General features: G+C 42.2%; 16 protein-coding genes. All 16 read right to left on the minus strand.

The genetic code is table 11. The annotated features are described in order from the left end of the window. Nucleotides 1-8: 8 nt before the first annotated feature. The 16 genes from PR766_RS02755 to yajC all read right to left on the minus strand — a co-directional run bounded on the left by PR766_RS02755 (nt 9) and on the right by yajC (nt 14,811). Nucleotides 9-2,591: a fimbria/pilus outer membrane usher protein gene (locus tag PR766_RS02755; RefSeq protein ID WP_154636329.1), complete on the minus strand. Its 2,583-nt coding sequence runs from the start codon at nt 2,589-2,591 to the stop codon at nt 9-11. Then, nucleotides 2,581-3,330: a fimbrial biogenesis chaperone gene (locus tag PR766_RS02760; protein ID WP_154632831.1), complete on the minus strand. Its 750-nt coding sequence runs from the start codon at nt 3,328-3,330 to the stop codon at nt 2,581-2,583. The genes PR766_RS02755 and PR766_RS02760 overlap by 11 nt, the downstream gene beginning before the upstream one ends. Continuing rightward, nucleotides 3,321-4,073 carry a fimbrial biogenesis chaperone gene (locus PR766_RS02765; RefSeq protein WP_154630317.1) on the minus strand — a complete coding sequence of 251 codons (753 nt, stop codon included), beginning with the start codon at nt 4,071-4,073 and terminating at the stop codon, nt 3,321-3,323. Before PR766_RS02765 ends, PR766_RS02760 begins: the two co-directional genes overlap by 10 nt. 57 nt (nt 4,074-4,130) lie before the next feature. Further along, a complete protein-coding gene (locus PR766_RS02770) occupies nt 4,131-4,667 on the minus strand; it encodes a fimbrial protein (protein ID WP_224050823.1) in 537 nt (178 codons plus the stop codon). A gap of 11 nt (nt 4,668-4,678) precedes the next feature. Further along, complete coding sequence (locus PR766_RS02775; protein ID WP_230086826.1) at nt 4,679-5,245, minus strand: fimbrial protein; 567 nt, start codon at nt 5,243-5,245, stop codon at nt 4,679-4,681. Further along, complete coding sequence (locus PR766_RS02780) at nt 5,226-5,954, minus strand: fimbrial biogenesis chaperone (protein ID WP_154632833.1); 729 nt, start codon at nt 5,952-5,954, stop codon at nt 5,226-5,228. The genes PR766_RS02775 and PR766_RS02780 overlap by 20 nt, the downstream gene beginning before the upstream one ends. A gap of 63 nt (nt 5,955-6,017) precedes the next feature. After that, on the minus strand, nt 6,018-6,557 hold the full coding sequence (locus PR766_RS02785; protein ID WP_154636327.1) for a fimbrial protein: 540 nt from the start codon (nt 6,555-6,557) through the stop codon (nt 6,018-6,020). A gap of 701 nt (nt 6,558-7,258) precedes the next feature. Continuing rightward, entirely contained in the window at nt 7,259-7,768 is a 510-nt protein-coding gene (gene pgpA, locus PR766_RS02790) for a phosphatidylglycerophosphatase A (RefSeq protein ID WP_006657191.1), read from the minus strand. Between the two features lie 10 nt (nt 7,769-7,778). Further along, on the minus strand, nt 7,779-8,750 hold the full coding sequence (gene thiL / locus PR766_RS02795) for a thiamine-phosphate kinase (RefSeq protein ID WP_036978364.1): 972 nt from the start codon (nt 8,748-8,750) through the stop codon (nt 7,779-7,781). 128 nt (nt 8,751-8,878) lie between these two features. Next, nucleotides 8,879-9,295, minus strand: a complete 417-nt coding sequence (gene nusB, locus PR766_RS02800) for a transcription antitermination factor NusB (protein WP_006657189.1) — start codon at nt 9,293-9,295, stop codon at nt 8,879-8,881. A gap of 69 nt (nt 9,296-9,364) precedes the next feature. Beyond that, nucleotides 9,365-9,838, minus strand: coding sequence for a 6,7-dimethyl-8-ribityllumazine synthase (ribH, locus tag PR766_RS02805; protein WP_006657188.1), 474 nt, complete (start codon nt 9,836-9,838; stop codon nt 9,365-9,367). Nucleotides 9,839-9,941: 103 nt separating this feature from the next. Then, on the minus strand, nt 9,942-11,057 hold the full coding sequence (ribD, locus tag PR766_RS02810; protein WP_154636326.1) for a bifunctional diaminohydroxyphosphoribosylaminopyrimidine deaminase/5-amino-6-(5-phosphoribosylamino)uracil reductase RibD: 1,116 nt from the start codon (nt 11,055-11,057) through the stop codon (nt 9,942-9,944). A gap of 5 nt (nt 11,058-11,062) precedes the next feature. Continuing rightward, nucleotides 11,063-11,512, minus strand: a complete 450-nt coding sequence (gene nrdR / locus PR766_RS02815) for a transcriptional regulator NrdR (RefSeq protein WP_006662792.1) — start codon at nt 11,510-11,512, stop codon at nt 11,063-11,065. Between the two features lie 112 nt (nt 11,513-11,624). Next, nucleotides 11,625-12,593 (minus strand): protein translocase subunit SecF, encoded by a 969-nt coding sequence (gene secF / locus PR766_RS02820; protein ID WP_006662793.1) that lies wholly within the window; start codon nt 12,591-12,593, stop codon nt 11,625-11,627. A 10-nt stretch (nt 12,594-12,603) separates the two neighbouring features. After that, nucleotides 12,604-14,451: a protein translocase subunit SecD gene (secD, locus tag PR766_RS02825; RefSeq protein WP_006662794.1), complete on the minus strand. Its 1,848-nt coding sequence runs from the start codon at nt 14,449-14,451 to the stop codon at nt 12,604-12,606. Nucleotides 14,452-14,478: 27 nt separating this feature from the next. Next, complete coding sequence (yajC, locus tag PR766_RS02830; RefSeq protein ID WP_006657183.1) at nt 14,479-14,811, minus strand: preprotein translocase subunit YajC; 333 nt, start codon at nt 14,809-14,811, stop codon at nt 14,479-14,481. Nucleotides 14,812-14,929 lie beyond the last annotated feature (118 nt).

Here is a 14,929-nt window from a genome sequence, read left to right on the forward strand (position 1 = left end):
CAGCCCACTTAATGGCATAACAGCGTTAAATTACGTAACGATGAATACGCGTTCTCAACGGATTTCTCCATTTCAAAAGGCGCTTCACAACGCTCGGAGCCACTTTTGCCCCACTTAATCACCAACTGTCCTGACTCGGGTAATCCGCTTAAATAAACCCGTCCGTTATCACTGACAATGCCAGAGATGATAGCCTCTTCTGCAGCCTCATTTTGGTGAAGCGATGCAATAGCACCCATCGGTACATTGTGCGGCTGCTGTAGGGTGATCATGGCTTGATAGCCTTTTAATGTTTTAAAATGAGCACTCACAATCGCACCTTTTGTTGGATAGAGGTTCAACGCATTTTCTTTACTCTCTACGTTTTCAGGCAGTGTATGCACATCTAAACTTGCGATGTTTTGTGCATAATCCGACAAATGAGGGAGTACACCGTAACCATTCAAATCAATGACTGTTGAGCCGTTATTGACTTTTGTTCCTGCTGCATCAGGGGCATACACTACCGCAGCTGAATTTCCTATATATTGGCTCAAAGAGACGCCACCGGCGTGAATAATCATGCCACCTGACGCGTTGGCATACATGAGTTGGCTATCACGACCATAGCTGTATCCACCACCGAGGTATCCTTTACTACCTTGATAGCCCAAACTTAACGAGCTCATCATGCTCTGATCTTGGTTATCGCCACTCTCAGTCAACTGATAATTAAGTTTATTTTCTAGCAACTGACCATTAATCCCGACCTGCTGATAAGTACGCCCAGTATTATCATGGCTGACTTGAAAAGTGCTGTTAATGTTCTCAATACTTTTGTGGCCACTGAAAATACTGAACGGAATGCTCATGTTCACACTCACTTGCTTATTTTCAGGCCAATTTCCATTACCTTCAGTACGGCTGATGCTGTAATCAATACCGTAGCTAACGCCACGATAAAAACTGTTATAACCCAGACCCAGTGTCGTGACCGTATCCGCTTTCCCCCAGTAATCACTGCGCATCCCACGTAAGTAAATAGAACCCCACTTGCCTAATGACTGGTTGATATATGTTTGAAAGCTACTGCGCTGGCGACCATTAAGCCACGGTGCGACGTTTTCCTTTAATTGGTATCCAGCTTGGTTGAAATCTGCAAAGCTGTAATACTCTTTCGTCGAATAACGTAGTGCTGTTAAATCCACAGATGTCCCACTTTCCGATAGGTTTTTAGAATAGCGAACACGAAAAGATTGACCTTGTTTACGTTCATTAAAAATCGTGGTTTGAGCGTGCGTCATATCCATAGAAAGCGCACCAAATGCGCCCAATGAAATCCCTGTCCCGATCATTCCACTCCAGTAGTTATTCGCCCCTAATAATCCGGTGTAAACCGTGATAGCTTTTGGCAACCCATAAATCAGTGTTCCCATCATGAAATGCTGCTCTTTAGAGCCGTCCGTGATCCCTCCATCATACTGACCCGCAGCAATTTCATATTTTAAGCCACCGACACGCTGCATAACGGGCAGAGAAGAGAACGCTTGCGTAAATACACGTGTAGAACCGTCTTCCTCTTGAATAGAAACCTCTAAGTCTCCTGCAGCTCCTGTCGGATAAATGTCATTAATCACAAACGGTCCCGGAGCCACATAGGTTTGGTAAATAATATTGCCGTTTTGCCTGATGATAATTCGTGAGTTCGACATCGCGACACCGCGAATCTCCGGTGCAAATCCACGCTCCCCTCTTGAGAGCATTTGTTCGTTAGACAATAAACGAATGCCTTTAAATGGAACGCTATCAAACACATCATTCAGCGTACTGGTTTCACCCACCACCAACTCAGAGCCTAGGCGCTGAATATCTCGAGAAAGGATGGTGCGTGAAAATTTACTTTCCCGATGGTGAGTGCTATACCCACTGTGCTTCGACTTATTTTCCATATATAAAAAATTAGAACGTAAGCGCCATGCCGCAATGTTAAGCCCACCGCTCATATTGGCGTACAAGGAATTCACTGTGTTTTTACCGCTGATTTGGGAACCACTAAACTTTTGTTTGCTACCATTCAGCTGATAGTTAAAGAGCAATGCCGTGATCCCCTGATCTAACAAGCTAGGATCTACCGCTCCGCGTGCTTTATGGCGCATAGCAACTTGTGGAATATTGATATTCAAATCCAGCTTAGCGACATCAAACTGGATTTGAGAATCAGGCAGTGCCTCTTTTAAAGAAAGGATCGGCTCATCCTTAGGCAAAGATTTCAATGTCGGTATGCTATCCACATTAACCCCATATTCATCCAATAAGGCTGGCGTGATTTCAGGTACAATATTGCCCTGCTCATCCGCAGAGAAATGGATCTCTTTCTGCCCTTGATCTTCCTTGTTAATTCGCAAGGTGACCACATAACGACCTGCCGTCACTGATTCAGAACGTGTAAATGCCGACAGATCAATGCTGTCTACACGGGTTCCCTCTGGCAAGTTCAATAGCGTCGGATCAAAATAAGGCTCAGCCAAGACATTACCGGCTGATAAACAGCATGCTAGCGCAAAAGCTATCCGGGTAATGGCAAAAGGCATCTTGTGCATTTTAAGATTCATTGGCGCCCCTTACTTCCAGCTTTGTCGGGATACTGTATTCGTTCAATATTCGCCATGTAACCGTGCCAGAGACGGACTTATCTAGGTCAATTACCTGTTTTCCAAAAGGGGCTATCCCATGAGTAAATTTTTCTACCGGTACGTCATAATCCCCTACCGATAATGTCGCTAATGTCATGGATAATGGTGTCGGATTATTAATGATGACCTTATTGCCTTGCACAACTACGTCTAATTTTTCAGTTTGAGAATCTAAACGTAACGCGTCAATTTGCCTTGGACGATATAACATTTTTAAATAAATAGTTGGTGCCAGAATAAACTGCGATGGCGCCTGATGATTCGATTCTGATTCTGGGATAACCTTTAAAGCAACGTAAAAAACCGTTTCCCTGTCCGTTGCCAGTTTTCCTTCATTTACACGTTGAATACGCCAATTAAAACGCTCATTAATCCCTAATTTATGTAATGGCGGCGTAATTAAAAAAGCATCATGGCTCTTCCCCAAATGCTCAACGACAGGCAAGCCGCTTTGACTATCCGTCGGGATGATTTGTGCCTGAATCAATGCTGCTTTTGACGTGCCATTCTGTAAACCTGTGGAAATACCTTTGGGATTACTTTCCAAATAAACCAACCGTTCTGGAGAAAAATGAAATCCTTCGTTAATCTCTGAGGCAAAGGCATGGTTCAGCAGCAGCATAAAAACAAGACCGTACAATAATTTTATTACTGACATAACTGCTCCTTGTTATCCTTCACAGAACCTGAATAAAGTACAGTGTCACCCCCATAATCATTAATTGCTTGCCAACGCATTGGGGCTTGCACCGAAATCGAGTCTGAAATCGCTAATTTTTGTTGGCTAAAAGGCGAAAGCATCGTTCCGGCTAGCTGAGGAAATATACGATTTCCCACCCTAACGTCACTGAGCGTAATGAAATATGGCGAGTGATTCGCAACACATAAACCGTGAGATAATGCGTGAAATTGCACATTTGCCACCGCAAAATCAAGAGATTGGGCAAACTCAACAGGACGGTAAAACAGTTTAATCACTAAGCGTGTGCCAATAGATAATTGTGCTGCAGCATCTTCCGTTAATTCCGGTGAAACACCGGGGATCGCAATCACGCTAAAATAGAAAATAGATTCTCTATCTTGAGGTAATGAGTCGGGTGAAGTTTGTAATAGCACTTTCATCGTTTGCTGTTTATTCGCATCCAAACGATACAATGGTGGAATAACAGAAAATAATGAGGATTCTTGGGTTCCAGTAGGCGTATTAAATATGCCTGATTGAATTAAATAAATATCATCGCTGTCGTTAGTTAATGTCACTGACTGCTGAGTATCTGAATTACTCCAAATAATACGGCTTTTTTCTAGACGTAATCCAGCCTGTGCTGAATTAACATTAATGCTAATTAACAGCACAAATAAGTGAAAAATAAAAAATAGGGATCCTGTTTTCTTAAACATACTCAAAATTATTCCGTTATTTTTATTATTAATAAGCGTGATTAACCCACGTACTATTCAGTACGCTAAAATGGTAAACATCATGGTGGCTTTAAATGTGCCTAATTGAATTTTTTGAACGTTTTGGCAATTGCCGCATGAAAGTGCAGTCACCACAGTGATTTGATTTCCTTGGTTATGGGTTGCGGATAAATCCCAGACGGAATCACCACTAACTTTATTTTGTCCACCCGCTTTTAGCCGAATACCAACTCCACCTGAACTACCACTCTCCTTAAATAACGTTTCACCATTCATGACTTGAGTCGGACCTGTGACAATCACTTTGCTCCCACTTAATGTGCCAAGACCGGAGCAGTTTGCTAAGGTTAAAGAGACATTACGATTAAGCGCTGTACTCTTTCCCGAATCATTATCGACAATGGTTTGAGGTTTCACTCTCCCATAAGCAATCACGCTTTCAGAAAGATTGATCTCACATGTTCGCTGGTATAAGTGGGCATCAAAATTAATGCTGACTGAATTTGGAGCAGCCAATATTCCTTCTGCAAATCCCCACAGTGGCACCATAAGAAAATAGAAATATTTGCTCACATCGCCTCCGGTTATGGCATAACAACAGTAAACAGAATTGCCGCTTTCACCGCACCAGCTGTCACTGTGTTATTACCAATTTGGCGGATAAACCCGACTGTAAACGGCGTTTCTCCCTCATTAATGTCAGCTGGTAAGAATATTGAATCACCATTCACCACGGTTTTACCTGTGTTGTAATACCCAGAAAGATCTTTTACAGAACCTTCTTTCAGCATAAAACCAACCCCTTTAGCGCCTGTAGAATCTGCCGTTAAAAACAAGTTGGTATCTGTTGCAGTGCTTCCCGTCACGTTGACTTCAGGACGCGCATTGGTTTCATAGCCCGTACACGTATATTTCAAGCTTAACCTCTGTAAATCCACGGCATCGTTTGCAACAAACTCACCGATTGATGGGCGTCTTTTAAACTCAATCAATGAGGGACTCACCGAAATTGCACACTCACCCGCATTGTCTATTTCAGCGATTAACTCAAGGGTGTTACCCGCATGCCCTAGAGGCATCATCATGATGGAAAACACGCCAGCGAGAAGCATCCATCGATGCTGATAAATGCTACGGTCGTGAATACTCACTTCTTCCTCCAAGATCATTGATAACTGCCCACACTTTTTTACCTTTTTTCACGGACAGTGAATAATTGATACTGGCAAAAGGCGCAATCATGGTGTTGTTCAGATCAGGGTTTAACGCAACGGCTTGTCCCCCCACACTCAATGATGACAATGTGATGTAATACGGTGATGGATTAACCACGTTGATCCCATTAGCTGTTTCCTCAAAGAGCAGACTGCTATGCGCTTGCTCTACCGTTAATGGCAGGTTTTTTGGGCGGTAAAAGACTTTAATGACACTCTCTAACGCGATTTTAACGTCACCTTTCATTGACGTTTTTTGCAGCTCACCATTTTTTTCACTCGCCGCAATCGCTCTGGCGTGAAAATAGAAGATAGACTCACGATCTTTAGGTAATCCCGCAACCTGAGCACCTTCAACTAAGCGAACATCACGCTGTTGTTTTGATGCCAGGTAGAACATAGGAGGAAGCACATCTAAAGTTTGGTCTTGGCTCGCACCTTTGGCTATTTTAGTCAAATAAACCTGAACCAAATATTCTTCCTTCTCTGTAGTATTTCGAAGCGTAACGGGAACAGATTGGCTATCTTGGGGGAAAATAACTCTCGTGGCATTAATCCCCACACCCGCCGCACAAGTCGTGTCTATCTGAATAAAACATAGCGTCACAATAATTGGTAATGTGCGTAGTAACGTTAATAATTTCATTTTTATCTTTAAGTCATGAATAAAATTGTGAAATGGCACAAAGCGGCCATTTCACTGCAAACCTTACTCGTAGCTAACAGAGAAAGTGATTGGCGCTTCAATACGCTGAGAACCCGGCTGAAGCATGGTAGAATTCAGAGCCACCGTCATCGGGATCACGGCTGAACCATTTTGAGCAACTGTCTTAATACTCTCTAATGGGATCGTTGAATTTGGTTTTACTGGTTTACCATCTGCGGTCACTTCTACCCCCACAGTTCCTTTATCGATGTTATTAAATAAAGCGGTATTTGTAGCCAAAGCAGTACCTTTCGCGTGCATTTGTATAAATTTACCGTCTTTACCATCGAATGCTTTACCACAGTTCGATAAACTCATATCGAAAGCACGAGTACTACCTGCAATAACACCTGCCGCTTTAATATCTGAAGAAATAAAAGTACCTAAATCAATACCGGTATTTGATACGATTAAATCACACGTTGCAGCAGCTATATTTCCAGTGACAGTGACCTGTGCGTTAGTTGCAGACATTGCCGCACCCGAGAAACCTAAGCCAGCCGCTATAAATAATACGGTTAGATTTTTTTTATTAAAAAACATAATAAACCCTTAATAATAATTAATATAAAATTGAGATAAATAAATCTTCATCAAAATAAAATTTTTAATGGTTTTTTATTTAAAGAATAACAAGCGAAATAGATAAACTTAATTCTTCTAAAAATAACGTACATTTTATAAAAATTAATTCTTGCTTGTTATTTTTAAACATATTACTTGATGAATATTAATTGGTACATGTACTTAGAGAATTACAGTTGTAACAATTTGTAAATTTCCATTTCAAAATAAAAACACATATTATTGGTGTTTTTAATTAAGTAGTTCAACAATGCGCTATTTTTACTTATCAAGCTTCGACATTAATGATATTAATGACGTTGATATAAATTATATATCAATGTGTAATAGAAATTATGTTCAATTAGATAATTAATAAATCCATAGATAATATCGCGTATACGTGAATTTTGCTCAGTTAGTTTTTCCTAAAAAAAGAAAAAATAAATTAGATACCCTTATTTAGAGGTTAAATTTAATTCTTGGTTTTTACATTTTGAAACAAATGATGATTAAAATACAATCACGGTAAAATTAATTATTACAAATAAAAAAAATAAAATTAACTATATTCACAAAAACGAAGTGAAAATAATTTAACTTAATCAAAAAGCCCTAGTATTTAACTAGGGCTTTCATTATCTAAAAATACCAATTATCGTGACAGGCTAATTGAAAAATTAGAAAGGCATCACTTGATAATGGACCAATAACCAAATTGTCAGATAAGCAAATATCGCAGCAATGATGTCATCAATCATGATCCCAAATCCACCACTGACTCGACGATCAAAAATACGGATTGGCCAAGGCTTCCACATGTCGTAAACACGGAAAATTAAAAATCCAGTAATCACCCATTGAACGCTGACAACAGGGATCGCCATGAGCGTAATCCACATACCGATAAATTCATCCCAAACAATACTTCCATGGTCATGAATCTTCATATCATCGGAAGTACGCTGGCAGATCCAACATCCAAACCAGAACCCAACCACGATAATAACCCAGCAGCTCCACATCGGCAGATGACTCATTAATAGCCAGAATGGAATAGCCGCTAATGATCCCATTGTGCCAGGAACAATTGGCGATAAACCACTACCAAATCCTGTAGCAAGCAAATGCCACGGATTTCGCATATTCAATCGTTTTTTTGCTGCTGCTTTTTCTTGTGTGGTCGCCATGGACATTTTCCTAAACAAAATGATCAAAGCCTTTGAGATTAACCTCAACAGCTTGATTATCACAAAAATAGCTGATCCCTTCAGATTGTGGTCTGATCTGACCAATACATGTAAAGCCTGCCCCTGTATGCGCTAAAGCGACTTCTAACGCACCACGATTCATTTCAGGTACCGTAAAACAGAGTTCATAATCTTCACCGCCACTTAATGACCAAACTCGAGCTTGATCGACGGAACAGTTCGCCTTTAAAGCTTCTGACTGTGGCAAAGCATCAAGATTAATTCTCGCGCCACAACCACTGGCTTTGAGTATATGGTTAAGATCGGATACTAAGCCATCAGAGATATCTATCGCAGAGGATGCAAGATTACGTAAGGCCTGACCTTGCAAGATACGAGGTTGTGGCCGTAAATGACGACCAACCAACCACTGTTTCTGTTCACGATTTTCAGGATGCAATTTATCTTGTAGTATCGCTAATCCCGCAGCACTATCTCCCAATGTGCCGGTAACATAAATCCAGTCACCATTATGTGCACCGGAACGCGTTAATGCTTTTCCAGCAGGTACGAGACCATGCACGGTATACGTTAAACTCATTGGACCCCGAGTTGTATCTCCGCCAATCAGTTGCATACCATAGTAATTCAATTGTTCAAACAACATATCACTAAAGGATTGCAGCCACTCATGATCCACGCTTGGTAAAGTTATAGCTAAAGAAACCCAAGCAGGATCCGCCCCCATTGCAGCGAGGTCGCTTAAATTTGAGGCGAGAGATTTATAAGCAAGGTCAGCAGGAGAGATATTGGGTAAAAAATGAATACCAGAAACTAGGGTGTCAGTACTCACAGCAATTTGCTGTTTTTCGGGGATAGTCATTAGCGCACAATCATCGCCAATACCGATATTAACATCACGTCGGTTTATAGGTTGACGATTAAAAAAACGTGCGATGAGGTCAAATTCGCCATATGACATGGTAGATTTTCCATTTTCGCTATGTCTGATTTTAAATAAACTGAAAAACCAGACATAAGTACTAGAGTAGACTGGAACCCAGCCTACTCATTGTGACTCACGTATTACAGGAGGGAACCTGATTATGTTTATTTCTTACGACGTACTACAGGCGCTGCTTTATCTAACACACCGTTGACAAACTTATGGCTATCTTCAGCACCAAAAACTTTAGCTAATTCAATACCTTCATTTATCGCAACCTTGAAAGGTACATCTTGTCTATAGCTTAGTTCATACATCGCGACACGTAAAATTGCTTTCTCAACTTGACCTAACTCCTCTAATTGACGAGATAAGTAAGGTGACATTAATTGATCCAGCTTCGTGGCATTGTTCGCAATACCAGAAATTAATTCACGGAAATAGTTTACGTCAACGTCAGACATGTCCTGTTCAGCAATAAACTCATATTCCACTTCGGCAATAGGATTACCGGATAATTGCCATGAATAAATGGCCTGTACAGCACACTCACGAGCGCGGCGACGAGCAGCAGGTTTCACAAGATTCCCCTTAAATAAAAAAACTACACAGCATATTCCGAGCTCATTGAGCCCGAAATATGACGCGCATTATTTGCCTTTTACAGCTTTAATCACATTAATCATTTCGAGCGCAGTCAGTGCAGCTTCTGCACCTTTGTTACCTGCTTTAGTCCCTGCACGCTCAATGGCTTGTTCGATATTTTCAGTGGTTAACACACCGAAAGTCACAGGAACTTCGCTGTTCATTGCAACTTGAGACAACCCAGAGCTGCACTCACCAGCAACAAATTCAAAGTGAGCAGTCCCGCCACGAATAACGGTACCTAATGCGATAACTGCATCATATTTTTTGGTTTCGACCAGTGCTTTTACAGTCAATGGTAATTCATATGCACCAGGTACCCACACAACAGTGATGTTGTCTTGAGCAACTTGACCAATACGCTCTAACGCGTCAACAGCACCGTCCAGCAGGCTATCATTAATAAAGTTGTTAAAACGAGCGATAGCGATAGCAACACGCGCTTTTGGCGCAGCAACAACACCTTTGATTACGTTCATAATCTTCCTCAAATATTAATTATAACCCGCGGGGCGCGGATTTTATCACATTCTTTAGGTAATCGTATGAGTGAATTTCAGCAAACAGCTAAAAAAAACGCATTTACCATACAGGGCGCAACCTTACACGAAGGTCACTACCGACTTTTTCAACGTCAGTAAATTCAAATTTAGGCGCATCCGATAATGCGCTTAATTCAGGGAGGCTCACTAAACCACGTGCCGCATCCCCAAGTAATTTCGGTGCAATATACACAATTAGCTCATCAACTAAGCCTAATTTCAATAGCGAACCCGCCAGTTTAGCCCCAGCTTCAACCCAGATGCTATTCACATTGCGCTTCGCTAATTGCATCATTAAGATGACTAAATCGATACCATTGTCATCCGCAGGGATAGCGAGTTGCTCAACATCACCTTGCCATGTAACTGTTGTGTCTGGCGTCGGGCGGACTAACCAACATTCCCCCTCTAGCTGAGTGACTTTATGATCAGGGGTAACGCGATTATGGCGATCTAGCACAATACGAATTGGCTGACGCAGCGTCTCTTCTGGATACTTTGCTTGAATATCCTCAGGTAACTCATTCCAACGTACGGTTAAAGCTGGATCATCCGCAAGAACCGTATTGCTGGTACTCAAAATCGCACTCGCTTGAGCACGTAATACCTGAACATCTTTACGCGCCGCAGGACTTGTGATCCATTTACTTTCCCCATTCGCTAGAGCCGTTTTGCCATCTAGCGAGGCTGCCAGTTTTAATTGAATGTAGGGAAAAGCGGTACGCATGCGTTTTAAAAAGCCACGGTTAAGTGCTTCAGCTTCTTCCAGTAAAATATTACTAGCCGTTTCGATGCCCGCTTGATTGAGCATATATAAACCTCGCCCAGCGACTTGTGGGTTTGGATCTTGCATCGCGGCAACAACACGACTAATTCCGGCATTAATTAAAGCTTCCGCACAAGGCGGAGTACGACCGTGATGGCTACAAGGCTCAAGGGTCACATAGGCTGTCGCACCTTTTGCTTTATCTCCAGCTATACGCAATGCATGCACTTCAGCGTGAGGCTCACCCGCTTTTTGATGATAGCCTTCACCCACAATCTCGCCGTCACGGACAATGACGCAACCCACATTAGGATTCGGCGATGTGGTAAAGCGCCCTTCTTTTGCCAATTCAAAGGCTCGCGCCATGTAAATACGGTCTTGTTCAAGCATCAATATTAGTCCTGTAACTTAGCAATTTCTTCGCCAAATTCACGGACATCCTCAAAGCTACGATAAACCGAAGCAAAACGAATATACGCTACTTTATCGAGTTTTTTGAGCTCATCCATCACCAAATTACCGATCAACTTGGAAGGTACTTCACGCTCGCCTGTTGCACGTAGGTGGGATTTAATAGAAATAATCGCTTGATCAATAGCATCAGAGCTGACAGGACGCTTTTCTAATGCTTTTAGCATACCTCGGTTGAGTTTTTCTTCATCGAAGGGCTCGCGTATGTCGTCACTTTTAATTACCCGAGGCATAACAAGTTCCGCCACTTCAAAGGTGGTGAAGCGTTCATGACACACCAAACATTGGCGGCGCCTGCGCACTTGAGAGCCTTCACCAACCAGACGCGAGTCGATCACTTTCGTATCTACAGCTGAGCAAAATGGGCAATGCATAGGAATTCCTGATTCTATTTATAGGGTAGGTAGTGTAACTCAGTCCTGAAATGAAAAACACCCTGCAAGTAGAACTCGCAAGGTGCTCTCAACGCTTTATACTACGCAAAAATTAAGGCAGTAAAGACTCTTGGTCTGCACCTTCTTTCTCGACTTTCGCCTGAATCAAGTGCTCACGCTTCATACCCATCTTCAGTGCTAATGCAGAAGCTACGTAGATAGATGAAATCGTACCGATAGTCACACCGATTAACATAACCAGTGAGAAGCCTTCTAACATTGCGCCACCAAACAGATACAGCATCAGAACCACTAATAAGGTTGTTGCTGATGTCATGATGGTACGGCTCAATGTTTGAGTCAGAGATACGTTCATAATTTCATAAGGCGTACCGCGACGAATCTTACGGAAATTTTCACGGATACGGTCCGAAACTACGATGCTGTCGTTAAGGGAATAACCAATAACAGACATCAATGACGCCACGATAGTCATATCAATCTCAATATGAAATAGAGACAGAATACCTAATGTGATCACCACGTCATGAGCGAGCGCCAATACAGCTCCTGCCGCCAAGCGCCATTCGAAACGGAAACCAACGTAAATCAGGATACAGATCAGCGCCGTTAATAACGCTAGTGCCCCTGTTTGTGCTAACTCAGCACCTACACTTGGTCCCACGAATTCAATACGCTTAACCGTCGCTTGCTCATCAACGTTTTTATTGATGATAGTAATGATCTCTTTACCCACTTCTTGACCCGCTACACCTTCAACAGGTGGTAAGCGGATCATGATGTCACGGCTGCTACCAAAGTTTTGGATTAATGGATCTTTATGATTCGAGTTAGATAGGCTATCACGAATTTTATCCAAATCAGCAGGCTGGCTAAGGTTGATTTCAATGACGGTACCGCCCGTAAAATCAAGTCCCCAGTTAAAGCCTTTAACACCGATAATCACACAAGAAGCGATCAGTAAAATGATAGAAATACTAAAGGCAACGTTGTCCCAGCGCATAAAGTCATAAACTTTACGACCATAGTTCAATTGTTCAACAGTATAATCCTGTGCCACAACGTGCTCCTTAAATTGACAGCTTATTAATACGTTTACCACCGTATAGCAGGTTCACGATTGCACGTGTACCAACAATAGCTGTAAACATAGAGGTTGCGACACCAATCGCTGTCGTAATCGCAAAGCCTTTAATCGACCCTGTACCCACTGCGTACAAAATAATTGCCGTGATCAGCGTCGTTAAGTTTGCATCGGTAATACTTGAGAAGGCGCCTTTATACCCTTCGTGGATCGCTTGCTGTACCGAGCGCCCATTACGCAGTTCTTCTTTGATACGTTCATTTATAAGAACGTTAGCATCGACGGCAACCGCAAGGGTTAAGACGATACCTGCAATACCTGGCATAGTCAGTGTTGCCCCTGGTAACAGAGACATAATACCCACGATCATCACCAAGTTTGCCATCAAAGCACTACTCGCGATCAAACCAAATTTACGATAGTAAATAATCATAAACAGGATAGAGGCTAACAGACCTGCGATACACGCTTTCAGACCTTGCTCAATGTTTTGCATACCCAATGTTGGACCGATTGTACGTTCTTCAACAATTTGGATTGGTGCAATCAGTGCACCTGCACGCAACAGCAAGGATAATTGACGCGCTTCGTTTGCGTTATCAATTCCTGTAATACGGAACTTGCTACCGAAACGAGCTTGAATACGTGCAGCGTTAATCACTTTCTCATCTTTGACTAAAATCGCACGACCCGCAGCATCTTTTTTACCACTGTCTTTGTACTCAACGAACAGGGTTGCCATCAGCTTGTCTTGGTTGTCACGGGTAAAGTCAGACATGATAGAGCCACCTGCACTATCAAGACTAATGCTGACCTGTGGGTAACCATTTTCATCCGTTTCAGACGTTGAGTCAGTGATGTGGTCACCCGTTAAAACAACACGCTTATACAGAACATAAGGCACGCCATTACGGTCAGATTTGAGTTCTGAATCACCCGGAATACGTCCACTTTCTGCAGCTGAGCTATCCACACTTGTATTGACTAAACGGAATTCTAAGGTTGCAGTTGCACCTAAAATTTCTTTTGCACGCGCAGTATCTTGGATACCTGGCAATTCAACAACAATGCGATCCGCACCTTGGCGTTGAACCAATGGTTCAGCAACACCTAATTGGTTAACACGGTTACGGATGATAGTGATGTTTTGAGAGACGGCATAGTTACGTGCTTCACGTAAGCGCTCATCAGTCATAACAGCAATCATGGTGTTATCGCTGCCATCAGAAAACACTAAATCTGGGTATTTACGCGCCAGTGTTTTCTCAGCAAGACTGCGATCATCAGCGTTACGGAAGCGAACTTCGACGCTATAATCACTGCCTTTACGAATAGAAGAGTACGCAATACCTGCTTGACGCAAGTCATTACGCAAACCATCCATGTTTTGTTCCTGCAATTTACCTAATGCAGTGTCCATATCAACTTCCATCAGGAAGTGAACCCCACCACGTAAGTCCAGACCCAGCTTCATCGGTTCACCACCGAGAGCTTCAAGCCATTTTGGTGTAGCAGGTGCAAGGTTTAATGCAACAACATACTGGTCACCCAACGCGTTCATGATAACTTCACGAGCACGTAACTGAACGTCAGAGTTGTTGAAACGGGCTAAAATCGCCCCATTCTCAAGAGCAACAGATTTGCTCTGAATTTTATCTGTTTCTAAAGCTTTTTGGACTTGGATCAGCGTTTGTTCATTGGCGGCGGTTCCCCGCACGCCAGTGATCTGAACAGCCGGATCCTCACCATATAGGTTTGGAAGTGCATACAGCAAACCGATGAGGATCGCAGTGATCAACATCAGATACTTCCATAAAGGATAACGGTTTAGCACGGCAGTTCCCTTCGGGAAAATTCAGAATTAGATTGCTTTCATTGTGCCTTTAGGTAGAACAGCAGCAACGAAATCACGTTTGATAGTTACTTCAGTGTTCTCACTCAGTTCAAGAACAACATAACCTGTTTCAGACACTTTAGTTACACGACCGATTAAACCACCCGTTGTTAAAACTTCATCGCCTTTAGCGATTGATTCCATCAGTTTACGGTGATCTTTAGCACGTTTTTGCTGTGGACGCAGGATCATGAAATAGAAAATCAGCGCGAAAACAACCAGCATAATAATCAGAGAGTACGGGCTACCTTGAGCGGGTGCGCCTGCTGATGCAGCTGCTTCAGAAATAAAAAAACTCATTCAACTTTCCTCATTGTTATTGAAAGCAATTTCAAACTTACACTTTAACTAATTCAAGTTACATAAAATACATCAAACCATTATGTAACTAGAACTAAAAACTATAATTTGCACTAAA

It is taken from the genome of Providencia sp. PROV208 (assembly GCF_028479465.1).
Classification (GTDB): Bacteria; Pseudomonadota; Gammaproteobacteria; order Enterobacterales; family Enterobacteriaceae; genus Providencia; species Providencia alcalifaciens.

What these genes read in the sequence shown, in the direction of transcription:
- PR766_RS02755 (WP_154636329.1), bottom strand. Translation starts at nt 2,591, where the DNA reads ATGAATCTTAAAATGCACAAGATGCCTTTTGCCATTACCCGGATAGCT.
- PR766_RS02760 (WP_154632831.1), bottom strand. Translation starts at nt 3,330, where the DNA reads ATGTCAGTAATAAAATTATTGTACGGTCTTGTTTTTATGCTGCTGCTG.
- PR766_RS02765 (WP_154630317.1), bottom strand. Translation starts at nt 4,073, where the DNA reads ATGTTTAAGAAAACAGGATCCCTATTTTTTATTTTTCACTTATTTGTG.
- PR766_RS02780 (WP_154632833.1), bottom strand. Translation starts at nt 5,954, where the DNA reads ATGAAATTATTAACGTTACTACGCACATTACCAATTATTGTGACGCTA.
- PR766_RS02785 (WP_154636327.1), bottom strand. Translation starts at nt 6,557, where the DNA reads ATGTTTTTTAATAAAAAAAATCTAACCGTATTATTTATAGCGGCTGGC.
- pgpA (WP_006657191.1), bottom strand. Translation starts at nt 7,768, where the DNA reads ATGGCGACCACACAAGAAAAAGCAGCAGCAAAAAAACGATTGAATATG.
- thiL (WP_036978364.1), bottom strand. Translation starts at nt 8,750, where the DNA reads ATGTCATATGGCGAATTTGACCTCATCGCACGTTTTTTTAATCGTCAA.
- ribH (WP_006657188.1), bottom strand. Translation starts at nt 9,838, where the DNA reads ATGAACGTAATCAAAGGTGTTGTTGCTGCGCCAAAAGCGCGTGTTGCT.
- ribD (WP_154636326.1), bottom strand. Translation starts at nt 11,057, where the DNA reads ATGCTTGAACAAGACCGTATTTACATGGCGCGAGCCTTTGAATTGGCA.
- nrdR (WP_006662792.1), bottom strand. Translation starts at nt 11,512, where the DNA reads ATGCATTGCCCATTTTGCTCAGCTGTAGATACGAAAGTGATCGACTCG.
- yajC (WP_006657183.1), bottom strand. Translation starts at nt 14,811, where the DNA reads ATGAGTTTTTTTATTTCTGAAGCAGCTGCATCAGCAGGCGCACCCGCT.